Annotated in this window: 15 protein-coding genes; 9 read left to right on the top strand and 6 right to left on the bottom strand. The window is 33.8% G+C overall.

Annotated features, from left to right (window positions below; translation table 11 throughout):
• The first annotated feature begins 130 nt into the window (after positions 1-130).
• The 3 genes from ACHRVX_RS02755 to ACHRVX_RS02745 all read left to right on the top strand — a co-directional run bounded on the left by ACHRVX_RS02755 (position 131) and on the right by ACHRVX_RS02745 (position 5,603).
• A complete protein-coding gene (locus ACHRVX_RS02755) occupies positions 131-1,075 on the top strand; it encodes a homoserine kinase (RefSeq protein WP_395328869.1) in 945 nt (314 codons plus the stop codon).
• Positions 1,076-1,516: 441 nt separating this feature from the next.
• Positions 1,517-2,806 (top strand): threonine synthase, encoded by a 1,290-nt coding sequence (gene thrC / locus ACHRVX_RS02750; protein WP_395328866.1) that lies wholly within the window; start codon positions 1,517-1,519, stop codon positions 2,804-2,806.
• A 127-nt stretch (positions 2,807-2,933) separates the two neighbouring features.
• On the top strand, positions 2,934-5,603 hold the full coding sequence (locus tag ACHRVX_RS02745; protein WP_395328863.1) for an NB-ARC domain-containing protein: 2,670 nt from the start codon (positions 2,934-2,936) through the stop codon (positions 5,601-5,603).
• Positions 5,604-5,757: 154 nt separating this feature from the next.
• Here the strand turns inward: ACHRVX_RS02745 and ACHRVX_RS02740 are convergent, their stop codons facing one another.
• Positions 5,758-6,153: a helix-turn-helix transcriptional regulator gene (locus tag ACHRVX_RS02740; RefSeq protein WP_395328861.1), complete on the bottom strand. Its 396-nt coding sequence runs from the start codon at positions 6,151-6,153 to the stop codon at positions 5,758-5,760.
• A gap of 676 nt (positions 6,154-6,829) precedes the next feature.
• Between ACHRVX_RS02740 and ACHRVX_RS02735 the strand changes: the two genes are divergently transcribed.
• Together ACHRVX_RS02735 and ACHRVX_RS02730 are read left to right on the top strand one after the other, a co-directional pair.
• On the top strand, positions 6,830-7,336 hold the full coding sequence (locus ACHRVX_RS02735) for a GNAT family N-acetyltransferase (protein WP_395328859.1): 507 nt from the start codon (positions 6,830-6,832) through the stop codon (positions 7,334-7,336).
• Between the two features lie 105 nt (positions 7,337-7,441).
• A complete protein-coding gene (locus ACHRVX_RS02730; protein WP_395328856.1) occupies positions 7,442-7,990 on the top strand; it encodes a HutD family protein in 549 nt (182 codons plus the stop codon).
• A gap of 237 nt (positions 7,991-8,227) precedes the next feature.
• Here the strand turns inward: ACHRVX_RS02730 and ACHRVX_RS02725 are convergent, their stop codons facing one another.
• On the bottom strand, positions 8,228-8,797 hold the full coding sequence (locus ACHRVX_RS02725; RefSeq protein WP_395328853.1) for a Crp/Fnr family transcriptional regulator: 570 nt from the start codon (positions 8,795-8,797) through the stop codon (positions 8,228-8,230).
• Positions 8,798-9,029: 232 nt separating this feature from the next.
• Here ACHRVX_RS02725 and ACHRVX_RS02720 point away from each other — a divergent pair, with 232 nt between their 5' ends.
• Positions 9,030-10,148 (top strand): polysaccharide lyase family 1 protein, encoded by a 1,119-nt coding sequence (locus ACHRVX_RS02720; protein ID WP_395328851.1) that lies wholly within the window; start codon positions 9,030-9,032, stop codon positions 10,146-10,148.
• A 468-nt stretch (positions 10,149-10,616) separates the two neighbouring features.
• Here ACHRVX_RS02720 and ACHRVX_RS02715 read toward each other — a convergent pair whose 3' ends face one another.
• The 3 genes from ACHRVX_RS02715 to ACHRVX_RS02705 form a co-directional block, all read right to left on the bottom strand.
• Positions 10,617-11,000, bottom strand: coding sequence for a DUF3037 domain-containing protein (locus ACHRVX_RS02715; protein ID WP_395328848.1), 384 nt, complete (start codon positions 10,998-11,000; stop codon positions 10,617-10,619).
• Entirely contained in the window at positions 10,990-11,772 is a 783-nt protein-coding gene (locus ACHRVX_RS02710) for a HipA family kinase (protein ID WP_395328845.1), read from the bottom strand. Before ACHRVX_RS02710 ends, ACHRVX_RS02715 begins: the two co-directional genes overlap by 11 nt.
• A gap of 289 nt (positions 11,773-12,061) precedes the next feature.
• Positions 12,062-12,910, bottom strand: coding sequence for an NAD(P)H-hydrate dehydratase (locus ACHRVX_RS02705; RefSeq protein ID WP_395328842.1), 849 nt, complete (start codon positions 12,908-12,910; stop codon positions 12,062-12,064).
• 722 nt (positions 12,911-13,632) lie between these two features.
• On the opposite strand from ACHRVX_RS02705, the gene gcvT reads away from it, so the two are divergent.
• The 3 genes from gcvT (at position 13,633) to ACHRVX_RS02690 (ending at position 18,047) form a co-directional block, all read left to right on the top strand.
• Positions 13,633-14,715, top strand: coding sequence for a glycine cleavage system aminomethyltransferase GcvT (gene gcvT / locus ACHRVX_RS02700; protein ID WP_395328839.1), 1,083 nt, complete (start codon positions 13,633-13,635; stop codon positions 14,713-14,715).
• Between the two features lie 261 nt (positions 14,716-14,976).
• Positions 14,977-17,007 (top strand): S41 family peptidase, encoded by a 2,031-nt coding sequence (locus ACHRVX_RS02695; protein WP_395328837.1) that lies wholly within the window; start codon positions 14,977-14,979, stop codon positions 17,005-17,007.
• A 326-nt stretch (positions 17,008-17,333) separates the two neighbouring features.
• Positions 17,334-18,047 carry a YebC/PmpR family DNA-binding transcriptional regulator gene (locus tag ACHRVX_RS02690; protein ID WP_395328834.1) on the top strand — a complete coding sequence of 238 codons (714 nt, stop codon included), beginning with the start codon at positions 17,334-17,336 and terminating at the stop codon, positions 18,045-18,047.
• 231 nt (positions 18,048-18,278) lie between these two features.
• On the opposite strand, the gene ACHRVX_RS02685 is transcribed toward ACHRVX_RS02690, so the two are convergent.
• Positions 18,279-22,964 (bottom strand): hypothetical protein, encoded by a 4,686-nt coding sequence (locus ACHRVX_RS02685; RefSeq protein WP_395328831.1) that lies wholly within the window; start codon positions 22,962-22,964, stop codon positions 18,279-18,281.
• Positions 22,965-23,062 lie beyond the last annotated feature (98 nt).

Raw genomic sequence — 23,062 nt, 5'->3', positions numbered from 1 at the left:
CATAGGTACAAAGGTTCAAAGGTTTTTTCCTTTGTCGCTTTGAACCTTTGTCGCTTTGAACCTAAAATAAAAATAATGATTGGCAAAACCTTTGAACCTCTGAGCCTTTGCCACTTTGAACCTATAACAAATGACAGAAATAAAACTATTTTGCCCGGCTACAATTGCAAATCTCTCATGCGGATTTGACGTACTTGGACTTTGCTTAGACAATGCGGGTGATGAAATGATTGTTCGAAAAGTCGATCAAAAAGGCGTTAGAATCACAAAAATTGTGGGTGCTGATTTACCTACGGAAACCGAAAAAAATGTTTCGGGAGTTGCGGCAATTGCGATGCTTGAAGCTTATGAAAGAGATTTTAATCCGATTGATTTTGGATTCGAAATTGAAATATATAAAAACATAAAAGCCGGAAGCGGAATTGGAAGCAGTGCCGCAAGTTCTGCCGGAGCGGTTTTTGGGATTAATGAACTATTAGGAAAACCATATTCCCGTAAAGACTTGGTGCAATTTGCGATGCAAGGCGAGAAATTAGCCAGCGGAAACGCGCATGCTGACAACGTTGCTCCTGCCCTTTTGGGAGGTTTTACTTTGGTAAGAAGTTATGCTCCGCTTGATATTATCCGCATTGATAGTCCGGAGGAATTGTTTGCAACGGTGGTTCATCCTCAAATTGAGTTAAAAACTTCTGATGCACGTTCGGTATTAAAACAAACCGTTTCCCTGAAAAGCGCGATTATGCAATGGGGAAACGTAGGCGGATTAATCGCCGGTTTATACACTAAAGATTATGATTTGATTGGAAGATCGCTTCATGACGAAATCGTTGAACCTTTACGAAGTGTTTTGATTCCGGGTTTTGATTTAATCAAAAAAACAGCTCTTGAAAACGGCGCTTTAGGTTCCGGAATTTCAGGTTCCGGTCCATCGATTTTTGCTTTAAGCAGAGGAAAAGAAACCGCTGATCAAATTGCAAAATCCATGAGTGACGTTTACGAAAAAATGAATTTGCCGTATGAAATTCACGTCTCGAAAATTAATCCGGACGGAGTGAGAATTCTTGAAAACAATTAAAAATTTATAATTAAAAATTAAAAATCATTGCTGTTTGTCAGACTGAGCGGAGTCGAAGTCCGCAAAGTATAGCACACAAAGATGACACACAAAAATAGCACACACAGTTTGTCATTTCGAGGAACGAGAAATCTTCGCGAGCAACTCGACAAAGATTGACGATTTAGTTTACGGATCTACTTGCGAAGATTTCTCGTTCCTCGAAATGACAAAAAAACCGAATAATGAATTATTGAAAAACAAAAAATAACCACAAAGCTTTGCGAACTCTGAGTTTTCAAAAGAAACCATTTCCTTGCGTTCTTTGCGGTTAAAAAAAAACAACCATTGGAATTTGGAATTAAAAAAATTGGAATTTGAGTTAAAGAAAAGTCTATTTTCTCTGCTCTATTCTCTTTTTTCTAAAATAAAATCTAAAATCTAAAAATCTAAAATTAGAAAATGAAATACTATAGTTTAAACCATAATGCCCCGGAAGTTTCTTTTAAAGAAGCTGTAATTCAAGGATTAGCGAGTGATAAAGGATTGTATTTTCCTCAAAACATTACGCCATTAAATCCTGCATTTTTTAATGTGATCGAAAATCTGACGCATCATAATATTGCTTTTGATGTGATTCAGCAATTTGTGGGCGATGATATTCCTGAGGATCATTTAAGAGAAATTATCGCTGAGACTTTAGTCTTTGATTTTCCGGTTGTAGAAGTTGAAAACGGAATCTATTCATTAGAATTATTCCACGGACCAACAATGGCTTTTAAAGATGTTGGCGCGAGATTTATGTCACGTTGTCTGGCGTATTTTAATAAAGATAAAAAAGACAGTAAAAACACGGTTTTAGTCGCAACATCGGGAGATACCGGTGGCGCGGTTGCCAGCGGATTCCTTGGTGTTGATGGTGTTGATGTTGTGATTTTATATCCGTCAGGAAAAGTGAGCGACATTCAGGAAAAACAATTGACAACTTTAGGTAAAAACATTAAAGCCCTGGAAGTTGACGGTGTTTTTGATGATTGCCAGGATATGGTCAAAAAAGCATTTTTAGATGAAACTTTAGCGCATAAAAACCTGACATCGGCAAATTCTATTAATATTGCGCGTTGGCTGCCGCAAATGTTTTATTTTTTCTTTGCTTACAAAGCATTGAAAAGCCAAAACAAACCGTTGATTTTTTCTTGCCCAAGTGGAAATTTCGGGAATATCTGTGCCGGAATTATGGCAAAAAAATTAGGTTTGCCAATTGAACATTTCGTTGCCTCTACAAACGTAAACGATACCGTACCAAGATTCTTAGAAAACGGAAAATACGACCCAAAACCTTCTAAAGCTACAATTTCTAACGCCATGGACGTTGGAAACCCAAGTAATTTTATCAGGATTCAGGAATTATACAACAACGACTTAAAAGCTTTCGAAAAAGATTTTTCTTCTTATAGTTATACTGACGAAGAAACCCTTGAAGCTCTAAAAAATATTTATAGCAAAAACGGTTATATCGCAGAACCACACGGCGCTGTTGGTTATTTAGGTTTGAAAAAAGAATTACAAAAACACGATAACGCAATTGGTATTTTCTTAGAAACAGCGCATCCTATTAAATTCCTTGATGTTGTTGAACCTGCTTTAGGAATTAAACTTCCTATTCCGGAACAAATTGAAAGCGTTATTAATGAGGAAAAAGTTAGTGTGAAGATTAAGACTTATGAGGAGTTGAAGGCATTTTTGGGGTAAATGTTTTTATTAAATATTATAGCCACAAATTGCATTGGATTCAATCCACAATTTGTGGCTTTTTAATTGACATTAAATTAGTTATTTGTAAGTATAATTGTTTATGTTTGAATAAAGAAAATTATTTATGTCAAAAGTAACTGAAGTAAGACTAACACTTGCAGCTCTCATATACGGAATTGAGATTGATTTAAAATCTACAATAAGGAAACAAGTAGTTCCCTACTTTTCCGATTTAAGTTTTTTTCAAAATCAAGAACTTATTGATAAAGTTACCGAGCGGTATATAAAAGAAAATCCAGGATGTGATATTATGTCAAATATTGATGATGTAATTGATTATATGGATTTTCCTGATACATTTATAGTTTTAAATAAAAATAACGCATTTTTAACAAAAGAAGCTAGCAATTACTTAAAGGAGATATATAAAAATCTTGAAGAATTAACACCTATTAGAAATAGAGTAATGCATACAAGACCTCTTTTAGGGGGAGATTTTATGACTGTTTATAATTTCATATCTGAATTAAAGCAAAACAATCCTATAAATTGGTCTATTACTTTAGAAACAAAAACTAAAATTGAAGATGATCCGACTTATGTTTTAACCTTGACGCTTCCAACTTTAGAGTATCAAAAACCTGATCAAATTGTAATTCATAATTTACCAAAACCTGATTTTGATGAAACTGGTTTTATAGGTAGAAAAAATGATGTAGATGATATTAAAAAATTAATTTTTTCAAATAAAGTTGTAAGTATAATTGGTGATGGAGGGATTGGTAAAACTGCACTTGCATTAAAAATAGCATATGACATAGTTGACATGGGTAAAAACAGTCCCTTTGAACTAGTTATATGGACTTCTGCGAAAACTACTATGTTAACTTCAAAAGGAATTCAAGAAATTTATGATGCAATCACAAACTACACAGGCTTAGTTGAATTGATTTCGAATACATTAGAATTAGAAAAAACGTCAAAAAATAAATTAGCTGAAATTCTAGATTATTTTTCATTATTTAAAACTTTACTAATTATAGATAACTTAGAAACTATTCAAAGTGAAGATGTCATTGAGTTTATAAGAGAAGCTCAAATGAAATGTAATATAGTCATAACTTCACGAATAGGACTTGGAGAATTAGAATATAGAAGAAAACTCAAAGGTTTTTCAGATTCAGAGTCTGCAAAATTAATTCGGGAAATTGCTAGAATAAGAGATAGTGAAATACTTTTAAAATTACCACAACAAACACTAATTGAGATTTCAACAAAACTATATCACAATCCTTTGGCAATAAAGTGGTTTGTAAACACTGTTGAAGCAGGCATTAGTCCATCTGAAGTTTTAAATAATAAGGATGATTTACTCAACTTTTGCTTAACAAATGTATATGATAAATTAAGCGAAGGCGCAGTAAATATTCTTAATACATTAAGAGCGGCTAGAAAAAATTTAAGAACTGCAGAAATAATATATCTATCAGAGCTTACGCCTATAAAGGTTAGAAAACATCTTTTAGAACTATACAAAACAACCTTAATTTCAACTGAAATTATTGATGGTGGTAACATAGAAGAAACTAATTATTATATTTCTGATTTTGCAAAAGATTATTTGACCAAAAATTTCACTATTGAAATTGGATTTATAAAAAAAATATCCGCCAAACTTACTGAATTAACATTAAGTACATCCCAATTAAAAAAAATAAACTCATATAATATTTTTGAAATTAATGCCATTACATATCGAAATTCAAATGAAAAAATTGCTGCCAAATTTCTTCAGGAAGCTTTATCACTTTCTTGGAAAAAGGACTATGTAAATGCGCTGATAAAAGTAAATGAAGCAAGAAATATAGTTCCAAGTCATTTTGAATCTTATAGAGTTGGTGCTTTTATAAAAGCAACAGCAGGAGATTTACTTGGAGCCGAAGATGATTATACTTTAGGACTAGAAGTTGAACCTGATAATTATAAGCTACTATATTTTTATTCACAATTTTTATTATTCCAGATGGAAGATCCGGACAATGCACAAAAAATTGCAGAAAAAATAGTTGATTCTAATTCAGAGCATCCTTCAGTTTCATTTTTGTTTGTCCGAATTTATATTAGAAAAAGAGATTATAGCAAGGCTATTGATCGATTAATGTTATTATTAGAAAACCAATTAGATTCTAAAAATGAAAGAATTGCATATACTGAATTAATTTCTTTATACAACCATATGGGACAAAGCCTCGCAAAAATAGAGAAGGACTTTGATAATGCCGTTAATCATTTTAAAAAAGCAATCACTGTATACAATGACTGTAATGATAAGAAAATTCTTGATTCCAAAATGATAAAAAATTTTTGTGAAACCATCTTAGCTTGTTTTCAATTAATTCCTGTGACTTCATTACAAGATGAAAAAAATTACTTTAAAGAAATTATTGTTTCCAATAGCAGTAAAATCGGACTAACTCTTCTAAAACCTAGAATAATACATAAATATTCTGAAAAATTTAACGATTATTCTCTTAGTTCGTTGTTAGATGAATATAACTATGATAATAATTCTGAAAAACATGTTGGTACAATTTCGCGAAATCTAAATAATCCAAATAATCCTTTTGTTTTTATTGAAAAAGAAGACAAAAGTAGATTTTATGCAAATATGTATGATTTTTTAGATGTGGAGAATAAAAAACAATGGGAAAGCCTTGAAAATGGACAACTTGTGAGTTTTGAAATTGGAACAAATCCACAAGGAGAATGCGCTAAAAATATCAAAATAGTATAAGTCAATATTTTAAAGTATTCAGATATTCTCTTATTTATAGAAGAATCTCCCACTGGCGAGAGCTTACCTATCGTGAATACAAAGAAATTCAAAACATAAAAAAAGAGACCTCATCAAAGGTCTCTTCTGAATTTAATATATCTTAAAAAAACGGCTATTTCCCGTTCAATAATTTCTCTAAATATTCAACTTTATCTTTTTCAACTTGCACCAAGCGTTCGTAAAGTTCAACTACTTTATCTAAAGGATTAAAAGTGCAATTGCAATTGTAATCACCTGAAGTAATTGCACTGTGATCTTGAAAAGTATTACCAATAATATTAAAAACCGCTTCTTCCGAAAAGTTTTTAATTGCTTCAACAGAAACTTCAAGAACTTTTGCAATCTCTATTAGTCTTTGCTCGTCTATAGTTTCGCTGTTTTCAATGGCCGAAATGGTTTGCTGGCTCACTCCTAAAGCATATGCCAGTGCATCCTGTTTCATGTCTTTAAGTTCTCTGATACGGCTAATATTTCTGCCGATATGTTTTGGTTTTATTGCTGTACTCATAATTCAAAGATATTTAAAAATCTTGAACGAAAATAAATTTCGGTAAAAAACAAACCTGTTTTTGTAAGATACTATTTTCATAATTGATAATAAATTGAAAAATTCGGCTTTAGCCAAAAAACACTAAAGATTAGGCTAAAGCTATTTTCTAATGTAATTTTGTTGTCCAGTTAAAGCTCAATATTATTAAGTTAAGGGGAATCTATAAAATTACTTAACAGTTTAATCAAGAAGGTAATTAGAAAAATCCGTTTTATCAGCGTTTTCGCTTTAGCGAATCGGTAAAATCAGCGTCTAATTTTTGACGCCGATAAACAGATTTACTTCGTAAAAACGCGGATAAAAACGGATTTGATTCGCAATGACTTTATTTTATAAAAGCTTAACTTAATGACATTTAGCTAAAGCAGGAAACAATTCAATTTTTTATACAATTAAAACTAGAAAACATTTAGACCCATTGTGTGTAATTATTTTTAACACATAGAAACATAGAATTAATGAACTAAAAAAGGCGTTTCACTTGCATTAACAAACATAGCTATGTGTGAGAAACTAGTTTCTTTTTGATTTACTTTTTTCAAAATCATAGAATCTATATTTCTATGTTTAATTAATTTTTTATGTATTATCACAACGGAAATAATATTTATACTAATAATACAGTCAGATTATCATGATTACAAAAGCAACATTACAAGACATTCCAGCATTAGTAACTTTAATCAATTCAGCATACAGAGGCGAAACTTCTAAAAAAGGCTGGACTACCGAAGCTCATTTATTAGAAGGAAAAAGAACCACCGAAGAAGAATTAACGGAAATTATTCAAGATCCTAAAAACACATTCCTAAAATATACCGAGAACGATAAGATTATTGGTTCGGTTTTATTGGTGGTGAAAGAAAATCAATTGTATGTGGGAATGCTGACTGTTTCACCTGAATTACAAAATAGCGGTATCGGAAAACAGTTATTGGCTGAAGCCGAAAATCACGCTAACACTTTAGGATTATCTACTCTTAGTATGACGGTTGTTTCTGTTCGGGCAGAACTTATTGCGTGGTACAAACGTCATGGTTATGTTGAAACCGGCGAAAGAGAACCGTTTCCTTCAAGCGATATTCATATAAATATTTCGAATGAACCTTTGGAGTTTATTTATTTAGAGAAAAAGATCTAAGTTTCCTGTTACAGCAACGCTTTTAAACCATATAAGTGATATAAGTTCATTTAAAAGCCTGGCTAATATTGTTTTTAAATGTAAAGTCATCTAAATATTGAATAAATGAACATACGCCTTTTGCCTAAAAAAGATAGTACATGCTCTATTTGGAGTGGTGGATTGACATATGAATTTATGATATATCCAGAAACAGCAAACTATTCTGATAGAGATTTTGCATTCAGAATAAGCAGCGCCACAATAGAGAAAGAACCTTCAGAATTTACCCAATTTCAGGGTTATCAACGATATCTCGTTATGCTTGATAACCTCTTGCATATCGAAATAAACAAAGAGAAAAAAACATACAAGAAATATGAAATCATGGAATTTAATTCTGCTGATGATGTGGTTTCTTATACAAAAGGCATTGATTTTAATTGGATGGTTTCTGAAAAAATAAGCCATCATAAACTGAAAATAGACAATAGTAATCAACATTATAATGCTCAGATAATAATTTTATTTTCTTTACAGACAACTGTTATTACTATTAATGAGAAGCCTTATTATTTAAATCCTCATGATTTATTAGTCGTTGAAAATCTGGAAAGGGACAATATAATGTTTGATATTTCTAATGAATGTCTCTGTGGTGTATTGGATTTTTAATCCGGAAATTTAGTTTTGTTTGTTTCAGGTTTCAGGTTCTACCGCAAAGTTCGCTAAGGATTACGCAAAGATTCGCAAAGTTTTTTTTTAATCGCGCAAAGACGCGAAGACGCAAAGTTTTTATATTCTTTGCTCCTTAGCGCCTTTGCGCGATTTTTTTCAACAAGACCAAGACGCACAGCTGTTCGCCTCTACAGAAGCCTTTGAACCTTTGTTGCTCTGTACCTTTGAACCTTTTTAAACCCTTTTTTTAATTTTGGATAGAAATTCATGCGAGACTCCAAGGTACGATGACAAATTTCTGTTGTTGATTTTATCGACTTTGTGAGAGTACTTTTCGATAAACTCCAGATACCTTTGTTTGGAGGTTTTGTTTAAGACATCTAAAAGTCTTTGTTGAATGGCGATGTTTGCTTTTTCGACCATAATGATGTGAAACTTGATCAACTTTGGCACTTGCTCAAACAAGAGCGCTTTGTTTGTTTTGCTGATCACTAAAATTTCGCTTTCTTCAATTGCCTTAATGTTGTAGGTTGTAGGCTTTTGATGATAGAAACTTTCGAGATCACACATCCATTCGTTTTCGAAGGAAAAAAAAATAACACTTTCGGTGCCGTTGTCATTCAAAATGTAGGTTTTGAAAGCACCTTTTAAAATAAAGCCTTCATATGAACTGTTAGAATCCTGAATTTGTAGGAATTCATTTTTCTTGAGTTTGATGAACTCGGCTTTTTCAACGACAAAATTCCATTCTTCTTCTGTTAACGGAATTTTACGTTCAATACTTGATCGTAGGTTTTTGTACATGTGGTTTTTTACTTTTATTCTTACTCAGGGGCGTAAGTATGTGAATGAATGAAAAATAATGTAATCGATTACGTAAAAGTACCCTTTTTATGCATTTTTGTAAATTAACAACTGTTAAAAAAACACTTTTTGTTAATTTATTTTTGAAATATTGAACTTGTTCAACTTTTTACAAAGTTTTTATAGTCAGTTTTGCACTGTTAAATTAATATAAACCCCCAAATTTATCATTATGAAATTTAAATCAACATTTTCAGTGTTCCTACTTACACTGGCTTTAGGTTTTACAGCGTGTAATACCGAAGAAATTGGTTCGTCGACTACAGACGAAAATGCTATTATCGAAACTGCCACACCTATTTCTGGTGGTTTGACAGCAAAAATTGGAAACTGCGCTCAGGTTCCGGGATGGGCTTCGCAAAACGGAGGTACAACAGGAGGAGGTTCTGCTGCAGAAACAACTGTTACTACTTATGCTCAGTTAAAATCTGCAATTGAAAGCAGCTCTGTAAAAGTGATCAAAGTTAGCGGTACTATTACTGTAACAACAAGATTGTCTTTTCAGGATCAAACCGGAAAAACTATTTACGGTGCTAACGGTGCAAAATTAGTTTCGACAAATCAAACTAAAGACGCATCTGGTATCATCAACATTAAAAGATGTAAAAACATTATCATCAGAAACCTTATTTTTGAAGGTCCCGGTGCTTACGACACTGACGGATGGGATAATGCAATCCTTGACGAATGTACAAACGTATGGGTGGATCACTGCGAATTCAGAGATGGTGTTGATGGAAACTTTGACATCAAAAACAAATCTGATTATATTTCAGTTACTTATTCTAAATTCCATTACCTGAAGCCACCAAAAGCCGGAGGATCTGGAGGATCAGATGATCACAGATATTCTAACTTAATTGGTTCAAGCGATGGTGCTACGGGAGATCGTGGAAAATTAAGAATTACTTTTGCTCGTTGCTGGTGGGCTCCGGGATGTAAAGAAAGAATGCCAAGAGTACGTTTTGGAAAAGTGCATATTATAAACAGTTACTTTAATAGTACTGTAAGCAATAAATGTATTGCAGCTGGTTTTGAAGCAGATATAAAAGTTGAAAACAATGTTTTTGAAGGAGTAAAAACACCTATTGATTTAATGACTGGTTACACAGCTGTTACAGCAGTTGGTAACGTTTTTACAAGCGTGAGCGGAAATACTGCAGGAAGTAAAACTGCTTTTACGCCTCCGTATTCTATTGTAACGCTTGCTGCTTCTGCAGTTAAAGCTGATGTTACTAGCGGAGCTGGAGCTGGTGCAACTTTAGGCGGAAATGTTTGCGGTTCTTTTTAATTAAAAAATATTTTTAGAATCCCATAATTTCAAATTATATACTTGAAACTATGGAATTTTAAAGAATGTGAGTTAGTTTAGTTTAAAACCACGGATTACATTTGAATGTAATTCGTGGTTTTTTTATTTTTTAACCGCAAGATTCGTGAGAGTTTACGCAATTTTTGCTAAGTTTTTGTAAGCTTGTGAAATTTTTCGCGCAAAGATGCAGAGTCGCAAAGTTTATATATTTGTGTTTGATTTTAAATCAGATCCAGACGTACTGCTGTGCGCCTATAAAAAACCTTTGTCCCTTTGCCCCTTTGTCACTTTGTAAGCTTGTGAAATTTTCGCGCAAAGACGCAGAGGCGCAAAGTTTATATGTTATTTGTGACTATTTGTGTTTGATTTTAAAGAAGATTTAGACGCAATGCTGTGCGCTTCTACAAAACCTTTGTCCCTTTGTCCCTTTACACCTTTGTCCCTTCCTTAAAGAACTAGCTCTTCAAACAAACGCTGAATTGTTTTTTCTAAATCCTGACATAAACCGGAATGCGGTCTTGAAGTTTGTATTGCCGAACTGCGAATTGCGGTTAACCAGCGAAAACGTTCCGGAATCTCCATTTCACCAATTGGTCCGCCATCTTTGGATCCGTTTACGATTTTTTCTAATGCGGTTATATTACAATGCAATTGTTCTAGATCAAAATCATCTGATAAAGCTTCAATTTTAGCATCGGTTATGTGGTGCAATACTTTTATAAATTTGGCTTTTTTGCAAAATAAAATGATTCCGATATTCAGGAATTCTTCGCGTTCTACTCTTGGTACAACACGAATTACGGCGTACTCATATAAGTGACTATCTTGCATTGTATGCTTGGTTTACAAAGATTTCTGAATTATTTAATCGGGTTTGCAAAAACTGTAAGTATACATTTCGCAAAGCTTCAGGCGTTTCATCGGTATCTTCCCATTGCAGCCATTCTTCCGGAATTGTATTTACAATATCTTCAAGAATTTCCGGTGTTAAAAGAGCTTTATATTCAGCATCAACTTCTTTTAAAAGTGAGGCTTGTGGCAATAAAACATGGTCTTTTATCAATGCAAACGGACTTTTGGCATGTTGTTCCCAATTGTTCCAGGAATGATGAAAGTATAAACACGCGCCATGATCAATTAGCCATAATTCTTTGTGCCAGATTAGCATATTGGTGTTTCTAAACGTGCGATCTACATTTGTAATATAGGCGTCTAACCAAACAATTTGCGACGCTAATTTATCATCAACTGTGGTTACAACAGGATCAAAAGTAATGGAACCTGATAAAAAATGAAGTGCAAGATTTAATCCCTGACTTCCTTGCAGTAAATCCTGAATTTCTTCATCGCCTTCGCTTCGTCCAAAGGCTTCGTCCAGATTGGCAAAAACCAATTCCGGTAATTGCAATTTTAAGGCTTTGGCAATTTGTCCGCCCACTAATTCGGCTATTAAGGCTTTTACGCCGTGACCGGCACCTTTAAATTTTAAGACGTATTTAAAATCGTCATCGGCTTCTGCTAAAGCGGGTAAAGATCCGCCTTCGCGCAATGGCGTGATGTAACGTGTAACGTTTACGGTTCTTAGATCGAAATTGTTTTTCATAGATACAAACTTACGGATTTGTTTATTTAACAGCAAAGTTCGCAAAGATTTACGCAAGGTTCGCTAAGCTACTTATTGTTGGTGCGAAATATTCGCGCAAAGACGCAAAGTCGCTAAGTTTGATTAAAGTTTGATTGTAGAATTGTATTTTACACTTTGCGTTCTTTGCGTTCTTTGCGTTCTTTGCGTTCTTTGCGTTCTTTGCGTTCTTTGCGTTCTTTGCGTTCTTTGCGTTCTTTGCGTTCTTTGCGTTCTTTGCGTAAATCTTTGCGAACTTTGCGGTTAAATTCTAAGTTCCCAAACTTAAAAAAGCTTTCCCCAAATTTTTAGTAATGTCTGAAGCTGTAAACGATTCATAACCTGTTTTTGGCAATGCTATATCTGCCGTTAAACCATGAAGATAAACACCGAGTTTTGCGGCATATTTGGGTTCGTATCCTTGTGCAAGGAAACTAGTGATGATTCCGGTTAACGTATCGCCACTTCCTGCGGTTGCTAAGGCGGCATTTCCCGTGGTATTTTCGTAGATTTCAGATTTATTGATAATGTAAGTGGGTGCGCCTTTCATGACAATGACGACTTTATATTTTTCTGAAAAAGCGATTGTTTTCTGAAACTTTTCAGATTCTGAATTCCACTTGCCTATTAAGCGTTCGAGTTCTTTTGGATGAGGTGTTAAAATCGTATTTTCAGGAACTAATTCCAGCCAGGATTGGTTTTCGGCTAAGATATTCAATGCATCTGCATCAAGAACTAAAGGCGCCTTGTTGATTCTTAAAAATTCAAATAAGGCTTTTTGTGTTCCAAGCTCCTTCCCTATTCCTGGACCAATTCCTATTGCTTGTGGTTGTAACGGAAGGTGAATATTGGTTACGAAATTGCTGTTTTCATCGGTTATAACCATAACTTCGGGAATGGAGATTTGAAGTATTTGATAACCACATTTTGGTGTATAGGTTGTTACAAGTCCGCAACCGGATTTTAGACATGATTTTGATGCTAAAACGGCGGCTCCTATTTTGCCATAACTTCCTGCAATAATCACGGCGTGACCCTGCAATCCTTTATGAGTATGTGGATTTACGGGTTTGTAGAATTTTAGAATTTCTTCTTTGGTGATTAAAAGCGGATCTTTCATTTGGCTTATTTTGTCTGAATAATTTAATTTTTAATCAGTTTTAGATTTTTGCTGATTTATTGTAACGCGGATAAAACGGATTTACTTCGTAAAAACGCGGATAAAAACGGATTTTTTAATTAGCTGTTGCTTGTTCTGCATAATTCACAAATATCTAATTGGCTGTATTTTAATTTTTAATCATTTTTGAATTTGGCTGATGTTTATTGTAACGCGGATAAAAACAGATTTTAATTTGCTGCCGACTTTATCTTATTGTTGTGTCTAATTATTTTTAACACATAGAAATATTAGCATTATTTAACTCAAAAAAGAAGTTTCAGTTACATAAACAAACATAGCTATGTGTGGGAAACAAGTTTCTTTTTGATTTACTTTTTTAAAGTCATAAAATCTATGTTTCTATGTGTTTAATTAATTTTTCATGAATTACATCCAACGTAAAACGCGGATAAAAACGGATTTTTTAATTAGCTGTTGCTTTTACTTTGTGCTTTAAACTGGTTATTAAAGTTACATAAAAATTGAACAACAAACTGTTTCTTGTTTCCTAAAATTCCTAGCCCTGATAGCAGCGGCATCCTTTTGTTTTTTTCTTTAAAAAACAAAAGATATAGCGGATAGCAGGAAATTGCTACTAATCATTGCGAAATTTATATTTTAGACTATCATTTTTAGATATTTTTTGAATAAATTTGCGACACAATTTTTAAAACAACACAATGAAAAATACTGCGCTTACACACATCCATGAAGGTTTGGGAGCTAAAATGCTGCCTTTTGCGGGTTATAATATGCCTATTACTTATGAGGGAATTAACGCTGAACATGAAACGGTTCGTAACAGTGTGGGCGTTTTTGACGTTTCGCATATGGGGGAATTTTTGTTGACGGGTCCAAATGCGTTGGCTTTGATTCAAAAAGTGACTTCAAATGACGCTTCGACTTTGACGATTGGAAGAGCGCAATATTCTTGTCTGCCTAATAATGACGGCGGAATTGTGGATGATTTAATTGTGTATAAAATGAAAGAGGAGCAGTATTTACTGGTTGTAAATGCCTCTAACATTGAAAAAGACTGGAACTGGATTTCATTGCACAATGATTTAGGTGTTGAAATGAAAAACCTTTCTGATGATTATTCGTTATTGGCAATTCAGGGTCCAAAAGCGGTTGAGGCAATGCAGTCTTTATCTTCTATAGATTTATCGGCGATTGCTTATTATCATTTTGAAGTGGCTGATTTTGCCGGAATCGAACATGTAATTATTTCTGCTACCGGTTATACGGGTTCTGGAGGATTCGAAATTTATTGCAAAAACAGCGAAGTAGAGCAAATTTGGAATAAAGTTTTTGAAGCTGGTGCAGCTTTTGGAATTAAGCCAATTGGTCTTGCTGCACGTGATACTTTACGTTTAGAAATGGGTTTCTGTTTGTACGGAAATGATATTAATGATACCACTTCTCCACTTGAAGCCGGTTTGGGCTGGATTACTAAATTTACAAAAGAATTTACCAATTCTGATAATCTGAAAAAACAAAAAGAAGCTGGCGTTACTAAAAAATTAGTTGCTTTTGAAATGCAGGAACGCGCTGTGCCAAGACATGATTATGAAATTGTTGATGCTTCGGGCGCTGTGATTGGTGTTGTAACTTCTGGAACGATGTCACCTTCTATGAATAAAGGTATTGGTTTAGGATATGTAACTTTAGATAATACTGCTGTTGACAGTGCTATTTTTATTAGAATCAGAAAAAATGATGTTCCTGCTAAAGTGGTGAAATTACCGTTTTATAAGAAATAGATTTTTATTAAATAAATTGAAAATGCATTGCTTTTAGTAATGCATTTTTTTTTTGCCACACATTAAAATGATTTTACTGATTAATCTTTAAATCATATTAATCCGTGGCATTTTTATAGGATTTACTTACTGGAAAAGCTTATGCTAAGCTAGGGATCTGTATGTTAAAATAAATTATTGAGATGTAAGAATTTTTATAAAAAATATAACCAGCAATCAAAAAATAAACGTAATTTTAATCTAAACGAAGATTTTCGATTTATGAAAAAAATATTATTAGTATTGGTTTTAACTACAAATGTTCTATTTAGTCAAAATAGCGTTAACACTTGCGAAATACTAAACAAAATAAATGCACTTATCCAGGAGGAACATATCAGGCCTAAACTTGTTGACGATAGTTTGTCGGTTTTTGTTTTTGATAATCTGATTAATGAATTAGATCCTTCCAGAAATATATTTTATAAGACTGAGTACGAAGATTTGTCTGCCAAATACCGTACAAATCTAGATGATCTGATTCTCAGCAATCATTGTGATTTTTTAGCCGATATTACCTCTGCCTACAAAAATGGTCTTTTGAGAACTAAAGCTGTTCTTGAAAAAATCCAAAAAGAACCTATTGATTATACCAAGAAAGATACCATCAGATTTTATAAAAAATCTTTTCCGTTTTATCTTAAAAAGGAAGATTTAGAGAAAGTCTGGTCGAAGAAAATCCGTTACCAAATTCTGGATGAAATTGCTGAAACTAGCGATAATTTAGATTCGATTAAAACGAATTTTAAGTCGATTGAATCAGCTTCGAAAAACCTGATTTTAACGAATGAAATTTGCCGAATCAATACGCTTTTAGAAACGAACCTTAAACAGGAAGAAAAGCTCTACAACTACTTTTGTACATATTTTGACCCTCATACGGCTTATTTTAGTGATGATTCTAAAACGAGTTTTGTTGCTTCATTGTCAAAAGAGCATTTATCTCTGGGAATGACGGTGAATCTAAACGAAAAAAACGAGATCATTATAGCAGAACTGGATCCAAATGGTCCGGCGTACCAAACGGGACAAATAAAAAAAGGGGATCAGATTGTTTCGATATCGAATCAAAAAGAGACTTTGCAGGTTTCATGTGCTTCGTTAGAAGCTATTTCGACTATGATTTTATCTGAATCCAATAAAAGTATTACGCTTACGCTGAAGCGAAATTCAAGTAAAAACTTTGATGTTTACGTCGAAAAGCAAGTGATGAAGGATGAAGATAATTCGGTTTTTAGTTTCATTATTGGAAAAGACAGCAAGATTGGATATATTAAAATTCCGAGTTTCTATGCTGATTTAGATGGAAATAGCCGTAAAGGTTGTGCTGATGATGTCGCCCGCGAAGTTATAAAACTGGAAAGAGATAATATTAAAGGTCTTGTAATTGACTTAATTGACAATGGCGGCGGATCGATGGAAGAAGCGATAAAACTTGCCGGAATGTTTATTGATTATGGTCCTCTGTCTATTGTTGTGGATAATAAACAAGGGAAATCAATTATCAATGATCCGTATCGCGGATTGATTTATAAAGGTCCAATTGTTATTTTGGTGAATAGTAATACGGCTTCGGCAAGTGAGTTTTTCTCTTCGATTTTGCAGGATTATAATCGCGCTTTATTATTAGGCAGCAATACTCTTGGAAAAGCGACAATGCAAACTATAATTTCGCTTGACGAAACTAAAAATACTGACTTTTTGAAAATTTCTATTAATAAATTTTACAGGGTTACGGGCAAAAGCCATCAATATATTGGTGTTAAACCAGATGTGATTCTTCCTGAATTTTATGAAGGCGTTTATCAAAAGGAAAGTGATTTCCCAACTGCTATTAAAAATGACAGTATTGAACCTGTACTAAAATTCAAACCTTATGTAAAAAGGGTTTTAATCGATAAACTGGCTAAAAACAGTGCTGCAAGATTGGCTGATAATTACTTTTTTAATAATATTAAAAAAATCAATTTAAAAATTGATCAACTGGTCAATACTCCCAAAGCGGAGATTCCGATGACTTTAGACGCGGTTTTCAAACAGAAAAAGACTGTCAATTCCCTATGGACGGAAATTAATACTTTTAATGATGAGAATAATCCGCTGGATGTTTATAATTCGACTGTAAATCAGTTTTTACTTGGCGTTTACCCGAATGATAAAACGATAAATCAGTACCAGATCGATAATCTTAAAACTAATCCGTACCTGAATGAAGCGGTGAATGTTATTAATGAGTTTAATGCGATGAAATAAAATCAGGTTTCAGGTTTCAGGTTTCAGGTTTCAGGTTTCAGGTTTCAGGTTTCAGGTTTCAGGTTTCAGGTTTCAGGTTTCAGGTTTCAGGTTTCAGGTTTCAGGTTTCAGGTTTCAGGTTTCAGGTTTCTCAATAAAAAATTCTATTCGTTTTACGAATAGAATTTTTTATTTTATAGTCTTCAACAACTTGAAACCTGAAACCTGAAACTCTTAACATCTCACTTTTCACCTCTAACTTTTAACTTACTCTAAAAAAGAATTGAATTGATTTTGCTAAAAAAAGGAATAACCGTATTTTTGCATCTCAAAATAAAAAATTAGTAATGGGAAGAGCGTTCGAATTTAGAAAAGGAAGAAAAATGAAACGTTGGTCAGCAATGGCTAAAACATTTACCCGAATTGGTAAAGACATCGTTATGGCCGTTAAAGAAGGTGGTCCTAACCCTGATGCCAATTCTAGATTAAGAGCTGTAATACAAAATGCTAAAGCAGCTAACATGCCTAAGGACAATGTGGAGCGCGCGATAAAAAATGCCAGCAATAAAGATACTGCCAATTATAAAGAGATTTTGTTTGAAGGTTATGCACCTCACGGAATTGCGATTTTGATTGAAACTGCATCTGATAATAATAACAGAACGGTAGCAAATATTAGAAGTTATTTTAATAAATGTAACGGTACAATGGGAACGCAGGGTTCTGTTGAATTTATGTTTGACCATACTTGTAACTTCAGAATTGCTAAAGGAAATCTTGATCCTGAGGAATTAGAACTGGAACTTATTGATTTTGGTGCTGAAGAGGTTTTTGAGGATGAAGATGGGATTTTAATCTACGCGCCTTTTGGAAGCTTTGGTGCTTTGCAAAAAGAATTAGAAAACAGGGGTCTTGAAATTTTGTCTTCGGGCTTTGAGCGTATTCCGCAAATCACAAAAGAACTTACTGAAGCTCAAATCGCTGAAGTTGAAAAATTAATCGAAAAAATGGAAGAGGATGATGACGTGATGAACGTTTATCATACGATGAAAGAAGAATAAAACTTATTTTTTATATAATAAATGAAACTCCGGAGCAATCCGGAGTTTTTTTGTTTATAAATATATTTATATAGTCCCGTAAATAATTATTTAACGATTGATTTATTTTCAAGTAGTCTTATTTGTATGAGGTCTGCTTTGATAATTGGTTTAAAAATCAAAAGAGACGACTAAATAGTCGTCTCTTTGCTTTTATTAGCTTTTTTAGAGCTATTATTACATCATTCAGAACTACCTGAAATTATTAGTGTTTTTATATTTATAAGTAAACTCATTGGCTTGCTTATCTCCTGGCAAATTGTATTTCATTACAATTTCGTAGTTTCCGTAACGCATAAACAGGAAATTAGAATTATGAAAACGTTGCGCAATAGCCTCAATACTTGTATCTCCGTTTATATAACCATTGATAACCTGATTGTCTAAATCAACCCAATCCTGCTTGTAAATTAAAGGCATATTATATTTAAATGGAAAATTGCCTTTTGTCCATGACTGGTTGACATCATTTTCTATACTCGTTGTATAGTGTGTATTAAGAGGTATTGCCTTTGCCGGAATTATTCCCAATTCACTTGTGTCTCTGTTAGTTATTGAATAACTACCATTAAAAGGATAATCTTTATACAAATACGGGAAAATGTCGGTTGTGTAATACGCATCATTAAGCTTAGACTGCGCGGTTATTATAGGCTTATTATCACTATAATTCACTCCTTGCAAATCGACAACATCAAATGCTTCCTGACTTGAAATGGTATTCGTCAAATAAATAATATCCGAATCCAAGACTCCAAAATTGTAGCCCTGAGTATTTATCGAATTCATTTTAGCCGTAAATGTTTTGTATTTACTGGTATTAAATGAATAAGTCAAACGCTCAATACTACCTTCTGCCTTAGATAATGCATCGGCTTGGTTTTCTTTTATCTGTATATCATTACCATCATTACTAATGGTATTTGTTTTTGATTCGGCTATTGTATTTCTCGACTGAGTTTGTTTCAGACTGCTTACAATCGAAAAATTATATTTTTTATCCTGATCAATATTAGGTAAATTATAATACACTTCATTCGAACTGGTATCATAGTTAAAAACTGTCGCTTTTGCAGTAGAAGTTCCGTCCTGATCTACTTTTATACTTGTCTCCCAATTTGAATCTTCAAATAAATAATCCTGACCTCGTTTAAGCTGTATATATCCTTTAGTATATTCTTCTTCAAGGAAATATTTTTGATCCACAACCGGATAAGAAAATTTAATATTGGTAAGCGGAATATGATTTGGTGCTCCGCCGGTTGTAAATAACCTCTCTTCAAGTTCTGTGGCTACTTTTCCATCCACTTTAATAGGCTGGAACGAACCATTTACCATTTTCTGGAAACTTACCTCAACCTGAACTTTTAGTTCTTTATTTGGAGGTAAAATATCTGTTGAAACAAAATTAGCTTTGTCTTTCATAGAACTCCATTCTAAAACTCCCGGAATTTCTTTTGTTCCGTCAAAAACCTTGAATTTTTCTAATATTACTTTATAAGTAACGTCGCCGGCATCTTCAGGAATTACAAATGCTTCGTTGACTTTCATTGAAAAAGCGGCTTGTGGCACAGCAAAAACATCAACATCCGTTGAACTTTGTTTTGGCGTTACATCTGTTATTAATTTAATTCCTCCTAATGGTGATGCATTTTCAAATTGGCATTCTTCTCCAAGTTCAAATTTAAAACGGAATTTTCCTTTTATTAATCCTCCCAGAATATTCATATTTCCGCCTACATAACCACGCATCCAGACTGGGTTTGGTAATTTTGCCTGCAATAAAACGGCAGCTGCTCCTGAAATAATTGGCACTTTTAATTTTAAGAATGATAATTTAATTCTGATTCCTAATTCTCCCTGCAGGTATGCATACGATTGTCCGTTAGCATACCAGCCATTGATACCTACGCGCTCTCCTGTATTTGAACATCTGGCTTCCTGATAATCTTTAAGCATGATATCAAATCCCATTCCGGCCTGGAAACGGGCATAAAAAAGTAAGAAACTCAAATCTCCTGTATCAAAATCTAAACTGGCTCCAAAGGCTAAACCTCCTCCATTTGCCAATGAATTTTCGTCACGCATATAATCTAATTCTTTGGCATCTACTCCTAAAATATTAGCTACCTGCGCTGGTGGTGGCGGACTTCCGGGAAGCACTGTTCCTGCCATAAAATAACTTGTGGTTTTTAGGTACATTCCTGCAAATCCTATTTTTACACCACATCTGTCATCTGGTGTTCCCATATACATGTACCAGTCTTTTGGATCTTTATGAAAAACTCCCCAAATGGCTCTTCCTCCTTCTCCTGTTCCTGATAAAAAATTTCCTGGTGTATTAATATAGACATCTGTTGTAGCATGCATCGAATTATTTTCAAAATCAAATTCTACTGCTGCTGCCATTTTGATCCCTACTTTGGCTGATAAATCTCCAGGAATTGATTCTTTTGCTGCAGGAATGTATTTACTGGCAAAAGAACCTTTAAGATCATTGTCGGTTATGCCCATAAAACTTTTCTTTGCAGTAACATTAGATGTTACTTTAGTCATTAAATCGGTTACATTTTTAAGTCCCGGTATTGAAGCCATAACATTTGCTTTCCCGAAAATCGCCAGTCTGTTAATTCCTCCTTTTGAGTTAAAAGCAATCTCAAAACCAGCTTCACCGTCACAAACACTTTCTGAACCAATATTGAAATAAATAAGGGCTTTAATTCCTAAGCTTATTTTTTCATCAGGTGTATAACTTAATCCTGATGGAGAAAAATCTCCAATGGCTACATCGGGATTTCGATGCATTTTATAATACGCACCTCCACCAAAGCCGGTAATCATAAATGGTGCAGGGACTGGCGGCCATTTTACTGCGGCATCAAAATACCAATATCTAAAGGTTGTACGACCAAAAATAGCTTTTGCTTTTACATTGACCACTTTAGCAACATCTACTTCTAATTCAGCACTAAATCCGTTTCCATATACAGGATCTTTCTCCATTAAGAGAAGACTTCCTTTTATTGTTAATCCGCTAAATTTACAGTCAATACTAATGGCTGATAAGTCTAAACCGTCATACTTACTTCGCTGCCTGTAACCGTCGTCATACATTTTACCTTTTATCCCTATTCGGGCTGTGGCTCCGGCTCCTACACTTTCCATAAGGTTAATCCCTAAATCAAAATCGATTCGGGAATTATCTCCGTTAATGGCAACATTAATATTACCAATCGAAACCGGGAAATTACCAAAGGAAACGGTGCCTTTATACCCCATATTTCGGACAGAAATTATAGGCGAAACAGTTTGCAATTGCAGATTTTCAAATGAAATTCCTTTAAAATCAACTGTCTTCTTTCCTTCTACTTCTTTGTCATCTGAGGCTCCTTTATTGGTACCAATAGAAACTGTTCCGTTTAAATTGGCTTTTGGTAAAAATTTCCCGTTTACTAATTTTAATTCAACAGAACTATTAGGTAATAGCAAAGCCCTTGCTTTCCAGATATCAAACGATATGGAATCTTTTGTTACAACAATTAATTGCTGCTCCTCCATGGATATAAAACCATTATATTCTAAGCCCGCTCTGTTTGTCTGAGCAGGTTTAGCAGGAGTTGTTGCTGTAGCTGCTGCCCCGGTAGCTGCGGGAGTTGGTGTTGCAGTCGATGCAGTTTCTTTTTTTTCTGTTGCCTTACTAATGGGTAAAAGAATCTGACCACTTAAATTTGCTTTTACAAAAGTATTTGCGGCAATAGTTACATCAATATGATCTAAGGAATAAGCCCATGATTTTTCCTGACTTGTTATACCCCGATCCAGTGGAAAAACATTATCTGCATAGAAAGTTCCCGAAACTCCAAATTTATCTATGATAAGATTTTGTGCTCCTACATGAAGTCTTTCCTTACTTGACGCAGTATCTGTTGTTTGAAATTCTTTGGGAAGACCAACATCAAAAGTCTGAATAAATACTCCTTTCCAAGCTTCCTGTGTAGGTACTAAAAGTGCGTTTTTTGCATAATATTCAGGAAAAACTACTGTTGGATCATTTTTTAAATCACTTAAATCCAATACTGCATTGCTAACCAGAAATTGAAAATTACCCTCAAAGTCTTTTCCGTTTCGTTTGTCTTTTAAAGTAAAAGGCTGCAAACTTACATTGACCAAAATATCATTCCAGCTGCTTGCAGTAAAACTAAAATCACCCCTTACCCTATTAGGTATCGGAACCGTTTTTCCGTTGTAGTAGGTTTTAGGAACTGTTAGTTTTGCTTCGTCTACCGTTTTTGTTAACGGGTCAATTGGCAATATTAAATTTCTTGAAAATTCTACTGCTCCTGAAATTTTCATTTCCTTAAAACCATCGCAGTCAATTTTAACATAAGTCAGGTCTTTGACATCTCCTGTTGCCATATCAAAACCACCATACAGTGATACCTGCCATTTGTTGTCGCTAAACGGAATGTCAACATTGCCTAATAATACTAATTTGGCTTCTCCTATAATTCCTCCCTGATGAGATAATTGTACATTATCTGCACCAAAAAACAATTGCATGGGTTGCCCGTTTTTATCTTTTTGCGGAATATCAACTCTGCAAAAAACAGTCAAAGTGGTATATTCCGGTGAAAAAACAGCTTTTGTAATCCCTATGGAATATTGAACATTGCTTATTGTTTTACGAATCCCTATTGGTAACTCTACCAAATCCTGATTCGAAAATTTATCTACCCAACGGTCAGCGGCTTCGATCTTTTCAATAGAACTCGCAGCGACACCTATTTCTTTGGGCGGTGCAATATCCTGCCCATACGAAAAAGCAACGGAAAGCATGATAAACAATACCGCTAAATGTATTTTGTAAAAATTTTTCATAAGCAAATAATCCTGTTTTTTTGTAAAATAAAGCATAGTAACTTTTTTATATTTTATCCCAACTATTTTTTAAACGATCTAAGAATTCTTTTTTTTAT

The organism is Flavobacterium sp. FlaQc-47, assembly GCF_044006475.1.
Lineage (GTDB): Bacteria > Bacteroidota > Bacteroidia > Flavobacteriales > Flavobacteriaceae > Flavobacterium.
Note: the sequence above shows the minus strand (reverse complement) of the source record. Positions and strands in the feature narration are given on the sequence as shown.